Source organism: Sphingomonas bacterium, assembly GCF_903643065.1.
Taxonomy (GTDB): domain Bacteria; phylum Pseudomonadota; class Alphaproteobacteria; order Sphingomonadales; family Sphingomonadaceae; genus Sphingomonas.
Window position 1 is genome coordinate 1 of record NZ_CAHJWX010000069.1, and the last position, 7743, is coordinate 7743.

Consider the following 7743-nt stretch of genomic DNA (forward strand, 5'->3'; position numbering starts at 1 on the left):
GAACGCGGGCGAACGCCGGGGCCGGGCCTATCTGCGTCTGCAAGTCGTCGACCGCGTCGGCGTGCTGGCGGAGATCGCGGCGGCGATGCGCGACGCGGGCGTCTCGATCGAGAGCCTGATCCAGCGCGGCGACCCGGCCGATCCCGGCCCGGGCGGCGCGGTGCTGGTCGCGATCGTCACGCACGACGGCCCGGAACGCTGCGTCGCGCAGGCGCTGGAGCGGCTGCGCGGTTCGCCGAGCCTGGCGGGCGAGCCGCTGTGGATGCCGATCTTGTGAGGGGAGGCGAGGCAATAGGGCTGGATTGACGCGTCGAGGAAAGCACCAGACGCGGTCGGCGCCGTGCATGCGCGTCGTCGGGCCGTGGCCCTTGGGAATCGCAGTTGGACCGTATACGTGATCAGGACGCGCTAATTACTGTTGCTGTTGGAACCACCGCCAGTTGAACATCCTGCCAGGTTTCAGCGGCCACGCCGCCGAGCTCATCCGCCACAAGGACTGGTCGCGGCATCCGCTTGGCGAGCCCGCAGGGTGGCCCGTCAGCCTGCGGCTCATGCTGGGCGCGATGCTCCGAGCTCCCGGTCCGATGTACCTCGTCTGGGGCGCGGATCGCAGTTTCTTCTTCAACGACGCCTACCTCCCTATCCTGGGGCCGCGGCTGAAGGAAGCGACCGGGGCGCGGTTCGAAGCATTGTGGCATGACGCCTGGCCGTCCGTCGAAGCGGCGTTCCTGAAGGCGGAAGCCGGCGAGCCGAGCCGGTTCGTGGACGCGTATGTACCGATGGCGCGCCACGGCGTTCCGGAAATGACGTGGTGGTCCTTCTCCTTCTCCGGCGTTCCCGACGAGAGCGGGTCGATCGCCGGCGTGCTCTGCCAGACCGAGGAGGTCACCGATCGCGTGCTGGCGGCGTGCGCGACCCGCGACCGGGAAGCACGCAACACGCAGATCCTGGACAGCGCCACGGATTTCGCGATCATCGCGACCGACCTGGACGGCAAGGTCACCCGCTGGAACGAGGGCGCGCACCGCGTGCTCGGCTGGTCCGAGCAGGAGATGCTCGGCGACGACGTCGAACGCTTCTTTGTGCCCGAGGATGTCGCCGACGGTCGCCCGGCGACGGAGATGCGGCTCGCGCTGAAGACGGGCCATGGCAATGACGAGCGCTGGCATCTGCGCAAGAACGGGGAGCGATTCTGGGCGAGCGGCGAGATGGCGCCGCTGCGTGGGGCCGACGACGCCATCATCGGCTTCGTCAAGGTGCTTCGCGATCGTTCCGAGCAGAGGCTCGCCGCGGAGTCCCTGGAGGCGAGCGAGGCCCAGCTGGCCGATGCGCTGTTCCGGCTTCGCCGCGCCAACGCGGACCTGGCGACGGCCGCGGCCTCGACCGCCGCCGAACGCGACCGGATGTGGGAGATGTCGCCCGACCTGCTGCACGTCATCTCGACCGCCGGCATCCTGGAGCGGGTCAACCCGGCGTGGACGGCGATCCTGGGCTATGCTCCCGAGGACCTGGTCGGCACGCCCGCCCGCCCTCTCCTCCACCCGGACGACGTCGCCGCCTACGACCACGCCCTTCAGGCCTCCGCGTTCGAGACGCTCGCGCCGCTGGTCAACAGGTTGCGCCACAAGGACGGCTCGTACCGCTGGTTCACGTGGCTGTCGGCACCGGCCGGCGACGTCATCTACGCGGCCGGCCGCCACGTGACCGCCGAGAAGGAAAGCGAGGCGAAGCTTCGCGACACGCAGGATTTTGCGCGACTGGCGCTCGGCGCGATCGGCGGCGTCGGCGTCTGGGTCTACGACATGCCAAGCGACCGGTACGCCTTCGACGATGCGATCGCCGCGCTTTATGGGGTCGATCCCGCCCGCGGCGTGGAAGGACTGCCCCGGGAGGAGTTCCTGGCCAACGTCCACCCGGAGGACCGCGCATTCCTGGGAGCGGCGGTTGATCAGGGTGCCCGCGTGGCGGGCGACATCGAGCTGGAATATCGCATCCAGCATGCCGATGGCTCGATCCGATGGGTGCTGTCGCGCGGCCACACCTATGTCGGCGATGACGGCCAGGCGCTGCGCCGGACCGGCATCGGCGTGGACGTCACCAGCCAGCGGCTCGTCGAGGAGCAGCTGCGCCAGTCGCAGAAGGTGGAGGCGGTCGGTCAGCTGACCGGCGGCGTGGCGCACGACTTCAACAATCTCCTGACGATCATCCGGGGGTCGATCGATCTGCTGCGGCGGCCGGGGACGACCGAGGCGCGTCGCGAGCGGTATCTGGAGGCGATCTCCAGCACCACCGATCGCGCCGCCAAGCTGACGAACCAACTGCTGGCCTTCGCTCGCCGCCAGGCCCTCAAGCCGGAAGTGTTCGACGTCGGGGCCAGTGTCTGCGCCTTGGGCGACATGCTGGGAACGCTGTGCGGTCCTCGGGTCGCGATCTCCATCGATGCCGGTGGCTGCCCGTGTTTCGTGGACGCGGACCGGAGCCAGTTCGACACCGCCGTCGTCAACATGGCCGTCAACGCGCGCGATGCCATGCAGGGTCGGGGCGAGCTGCGCATCAGCGTCTCCATGGCGTCGTCGCTGCCGGGCGTGCGGGCGCATCCCGCGATCGCCGGCGAGTTCGTCACCGTGGCCTTGACCGACACGGGTTCGGGCATCCCGACCGATCTGCTGGACCGCATCTTCGAACCGTTCTTCACCACCAAGGGCGTGGGTCAGGGCACCGGACTGGGCCTGAGCCAGGTGTTCGGGTTTGCCAAACAGTCCGGCGGCGACATCATCGCGACGAGCGACGAGGGGCGCGGCTCGACCTTTACCATCTACGTTCCCAAGGTGGACGCGCCGGACGGGATCGCGACGGGTGACGAGGCGGTGTCGCTCACGAATGGAGAGAGTGCGCGCGTGCTGATCGTCGAGGACAATCCCGAAGTGGGCATCTTCGCGACGCAGGCGCTGGCCGAACTCGGCTATGCCACCAGCTTTGCCGCCGACGCGCCCAGCGCGCTCGCCGAGCTCAAGGCCAATCCGGGCGCGCACGACGTGGTGTTCTCGGACGTGGTCATGCCCGGCATGTCCGGGATCGAACTGGGGCAGGAGATCCGCAGGCTCTACCCGTCCCTCCCCGTCGTGCTCACGAGTGGTTACAGCACCATTCTCGCGGAAAACGGCAGCCATGGGTTCGAGTTGCTGCGAAAGCCATATTCGCTCGATGAACTGTCGGTGGTGCTCCGTAAGGCGTCGACTTGGCGAGGTGCGAGCAGAGGGCAGTAGTGCTTATGCCGCTCGATAAAATGAATAAGCATTTTCAATAGTCTGTTGAACTCCAGACCGATGTGGGTGTCATCAGTCTTTCGTCGATACCGCAACGGCATATCCCTCATGGCCGAGCAGGCCGTTCACAGCGAGCGTCAGGCGCTCCTCGCGCGCCGAAGGTCTGATCCTGCCCGCCCTGTCCAGTTCGACGAGGCCGTGCAGCGCCGCCCAGAAGGTCTCGGTGGCGGTCTCGACGTCGCCGGCGGGCACCACGGCCGCCAGGGCCGCGAAGGCGTCGCGCGCCGCGGGTGGCGCGTCGGCCTCGGCGAAACGCAAGCCGGTCGGCATCGCGAACATCGCTTCGTAGATGGCGGGCTGCTTCCAGGCGAAGGCAAGATACGCCGAGGCGACGGCGCGCATGGCGTCGCGGCCATCGGTATGTCCTTCGGGCGCGCACTGAAGCGCGTCGGCAAGCTCCCGGAAGCCCTCGACCGCGACCGCGGCGACGATCGCGTCGCGGTTGGCGAAATGTGAGTAGAGCACCGGCTGACTATATTCGATCGCTTCGGCCAGCCGCCGGATCGTCACCGCCTCCCAGCCTTCCGCGGTCGCGATCTGCCGCGCGGCCGCCGTGATGCGGCGTTCGCGATCATCGCGCTCTCGCTTTTTTCGCTCGGCCACGCCCATCGATCAGTTCCCCGGAACGGCAATGTCATAGCATGTCTTGAACTCCTAGCATTGCTAGTTATCTGTGATCTGGAAGTGGAGGTGACAATGAACATGTTCTCGATCGGCGTGGCGATCCTCGTCGCTGCCGCCATCATCGCGATCGGCGGGATGTATCTGCTCTCCCCACGCACGGCGACGCGGAGCTTCGGCCTGCCGCTTCCCGAGGAGGGCGCCAACGTCGCGTGGTGGCTGCGTCTCAAGGGCAGCCGCGACATCGTGTCGGGGTTGGTCGTGCTGGCCGTGCTCGTCTGGGGCGGGCCGCGCATGCTGGGCATCGTCCTGCTGGTCGAGGCGCTGATCCCGCTCGGCGACATGACGCTCGTCCTTGCCGCCAAGGGTTCTACGGCGCGCGCGCTCGGCATCCACTTCGTCACTGCCGTCGTGATGATCGCCGGGGCGCTGCCGCTGCTGGTCGGAGCAGCCTGACATGCCGCAGGTTGTCGTCGGCTGGATCGCGGCCGTCGCCATCGTTGGTCCGACGGATCGCGGCCGGTCAGCATCGCCGAGCGCGCGAAGCGCTCCCGCGAAACGGGCCGTCGGCAGATCGAACGGGCGCCCAAGATCGTTCGCGCCGTTGCGGGTTGAGCGGGGGCAAGCGCCCCCTATAGTCCGGCCGTCACCTCCCGGAGTTCCCGATGCTCAGATTCGCCTCGCTCGTGTTGCTGAGCAGTACCGCCGCGCTAGCCCAGGCTCCGAGCCGCCAGTCCCAGCCCACACCCGAGGCGACCGGATCGGCACGGACGTTCACCCCGCGCGACGCCTTCGCGCTGGCCCGTGCCGGCGATGTGCAGATCAGCCCGGACGGCAAGCTCGTCGCCTATACGCGATCGAGCGAGGACATCATGACCGACAACGCCCGCCAGGAAATCTGGCTGGTCGATGTCGCCACCGGACGGCAGAGCCCGCTGGGCGTGCCCGGCAGCGCGCGCCCGCGCTGGTCGCCCGACGGCACCCGGCTCGCCTTCGCGGCGAAGGGGAATGGCGACAAGCCGCAGATCTTCGTTCGCTGGATGGCCAGCGGCGCGAGCGCGGCGGTGTCCAGCCTGCCTGAAAGCCCCTCCGACATCGCGTGGTCGCCGGACGGCAGGACCATCGGCTTCACGATGTTCGTGGCCGGCGACGGGGTGACACTGGGCGTGCCGCTCGCCAAGCCGGACGGCGCGAAATGGGCGGAGCCGCTCAAGATCATCGGCCAGGTCAATTACCGAGCCGACGGGGCGGGTTACCTGCGGCCGGGCTACAACCATGTGTTCGTGGTGTCGGCGGAGGGCGGCGCCGCGCGGCAGCTGACCTTTGGCGAGTTCGACGACGGCGGCAGCGTCAACTGGTCCGCCGACGGCCGGCACCTGCTGTTCGCGACCAATCACGGCAAGGATTGGGAGCGCGATCCGCTCAACACCGATGTCTTCACGGTGGACGTCGCCAGTGGCGCGTTGACCCAGCTGACGACGCGCCATGGACCGGACGAGCAGCCGGTGGCCTCACCCGACGGCCGACTGATCGCCTTTGTCGGCTTCGACGACAAGCTGCTCGGCTATCAGAACCACCAGCTGTCGATCATGAACGCCGACGGCAGCGGCATCCGGACGATCGGCACCTCGCTCGATCGTGACCTTCGCAGTCCGCGCTGGGCGGCCGATGGCCGCTCCGTCTATGTCCAATATGCCGACCGCGGCGTCACCCGCGTCGCGCGCGTCTTTCTCGACGGCCGCGTCGCCCCGGCGGCGGAAGGGCTCGCCAGCGGTGAGCTCGACCGGCCCTATTCGGGCGGCGAGTTCTCGCTGGCGAAGGATGGCAGCGTCGCCTTTGCCGCGGGCGACGCCACCCGCCCGCCCGATGTCGCGATCGCCGGGCGCGGCGGCACCAGGCGGCTGACCCGGCTCAACGACGATCTCTTCGCCGGAAAGACGCTGGCGCAGGTCAAGCCGTTCGCGGTCACCTCCTCGGCCGACCAGTTGCCGATCGATGCGTGGATGGTGACCCCGCCGAATTTCGATCCGGCGCGCCGATACCCGCTGATCCTCGAAATCCACGGCGGCCCCTTCGCGAGCTACGGGCCACTCTGGTCCACCGAGAACCAGCTCTACGCGGCGGCCGGCTATGTCGTCGTCTATGCCAATCCGCGCGGATCGACCTCTTATGGCGAGGCCTTCGCCAATCGCATCCACCATGATTATCCCAGCAAGGACTATGACGACCTGATGAGCGTCGTCGACGCCGCGGTCGCGACCGGATCGGTCGATCCGGGCCACCTGTTCGTGACGGGCGGATCGGGTGGCGGACTGCTGACCGCCTGGATCGTCGGCAAGACCGATCGCTTCAAGGCGGCGGTCACCCAGAAGCCGGTGATCAACTGGGCCAGCGAGGTGCTCACCACCGACGGCTATAATTCGATGGCCAAATACTGGTTCGGCAAGATGCCGTGGGAGGATCCCGAGCAATATTGGCGGCGCTCCCCGCTCAGCCTGGCCGGCAACGTCGAGACCCCGACCGCGGTGATGGTCGGCGAGGAGGATCACCGCACGCCGCCGGGCGAGGCCGAGCAATTCTATGACGCGCTGCAGATCCGATCGGTGCCGACCGTGCTGATCCGCGTGCCGAGCGCCAGCCATGGCGGGCTGGCCGAACGCCCCTCCCAGCTCGTCGCCGAAAACCAGGCGATCCTCGCCTGGTTCGCGCGCTATCGCGGCGACACGCCGGCGCGGTAATGATTAATGCCCACGGCTCATCTGCGCAGGGTCGATGCCTGCGCTTGCCTCGTGAGCGCCCGTGTGGCCACCCATTGGGGTTGGTACACAGGCGATCACGTGACGAGGCCGTGCCGCTAGCTTGCCCGACGATCCCTACCTCCACATGCCGCGTTCCGCTTTGCGGAATGAGCTATATTCATCCCTGATTTCGGCGCGATCGCCGGCTAAGACGATGAAGTCAGCGAGAAACGGGTTCGCCGACAGTGCCGAGTGGAGAGGCAGGTGAGCGCTTCAGGCGAGATCGAGCGGTTCGTGCGTCTTCACGCGCTTGAGGTGGATTACTGGTATGCCGTCGATCGCCGGCAGGGCACCGGGGCCGAGGAATTCTATACCGAGGAGGGCATCTTTGTCGTCGGCAGCGAGACGATGCGTGGGCGCGACGAGGTAGCGGCCTTCTACCGCTGGCGGGCGTCACGCGGCGAGCGGACGGCGCGGCACTGCGTCTCGAACCCGCGGCTATCCGCTTCGGGCGAGAACGCGGCGACCTTCGAATGCGTCATGCAGCTGTTCGCCGACGATGGAGTGCCGGTGCTGGAATCGAAGCCGGCGATCATGATCGCGGACGTCCGCAGCGACTGCGTGCTGGTCGACGGGCGCTGGTTGTTCAAGGCGCATGTGCTCACGCCGATCTTCACGGGCGGGACCCCCGCCACCGTGCCCTCGCGCGCGCAGTTGCTCGACACGCTGACGGTCCAGAACTGACGATGCCGGACCAGAGCGTCCAGGCAGACGGCACCTTCGCGCGACGGCTTCGCGCGCGGGAACTGCTGATCGGCACCTTCGTCAAGACACCGTCGCCGCAGGTCGTCGAAGTGCTCGGCGGGACGGGGCTCGATTTCGTGGCGCTGGATGAGGAGCATGCGCCATTCGATCGGCAGGCGATCGACCTGGCAATGCTCGCCGGCCGGGTGTCCGGCACGCCGATCCTGGTGCGGACCGCGGACGCGAACCCGTCGCGGCTGCTGGCGGCGCTCGATGGCGGTGCCGCCGGCGTCATCGTCCCGCATATCGGCAGC

Annotated in this window: 6 protein-coding genes and 1 pseudogene; 6 read left to right on the forward strand and 1 reads right to left on the reverse strand. The window is 68.0% G+C overall.

The features are described from left to right. Together HUU95_RS03945 and HUU95_RS03950 are read left to right on the forward strand one after the other, a co-directional pair. The coding region (locus tag HUU95_RS03945; protein ID WP_174278913.1) for an ACT domain-containing protein at positions 1-277 on the forward strand (277 nt) is incomplete at its 5' end. A 163-nt stretch (positions 278-440) separates the two neighbouring features. Next, positions 441-3266 (forward strand): hybrid sensor histidine kinase/response regulator, encoded by a 2826-nt coding sequence (locus HUU95_RS03950; protein ID WP_174278914.1) that lies wholly within the window; start codon positions 441-443, stop codon positions 3264-3266. Between the two features lie 72 nt (positions 3267-3338). Here HUU95_RS03950 and HUU95_RS03955 read toward each other — a convergent pair whose 3' ends face one another. Then, on the reverse strand, positions 3339-3935 hold the full coding sequence (locus HUU95_RS03955) for a TetR/AcrR family transcriptional regulator (protein ID WP_174278915.1): 597 nt from the start codon (positions 3933-3935) through the stop codon (positions 3339-3341). A gap of 87 nt (positions 3936-4022) precedes the next feature. Here HUU95_RS03955 and HUU95_RS03960 point away from each other — a divergent pair, with 87 nt between their 5' ends. The 4 genes and pseudogenes from HUU95_RS03960 to HUU95_RS03975 all read left to right on the forward strand — a co-directional run. Further along, the gene (locus HUU95_RS03960; protein WP_174278916.1) at positions 4023-4403 is read left to right on the forward strand and encodes a DUF4267 domain-containing protein; all 381 of its coding nucleotides are present in this window, start codon (positions 4023-4025) and stop codon (positions 4401-4403) included. Positions 4404-4612: 209 nt separating this feature from the next. After that, positions 4613-6685 (forward strand): S9 family peptidase, encoded by a 2073-nt coding sequence (locus HUU95_RS03965; protein ID WP_174278917.1) that lies wholly within the window; start codon positions 4613-4615, stop codon positions 6683-6685. Between the two features lie 264 nt (positions 6686-6949). Continuing rightward, positions 6950-7429, forward strand: a complete 480-nt coding sequence (locus tag HUU95_RS03970) for a nuclear transport factor 2 family protein (RefSeq protein ID WP_174278918.1) — start codon at positions 6950-6952, stop codon at positions 7427-7429. Between the two features lie 2 nt (positions 7430-7431). Next, a pseudogene (locus HUU95_RS03975) lies at positions 7432-7743 on the forward strand (hypothetical protein); the annotation flags it as partial.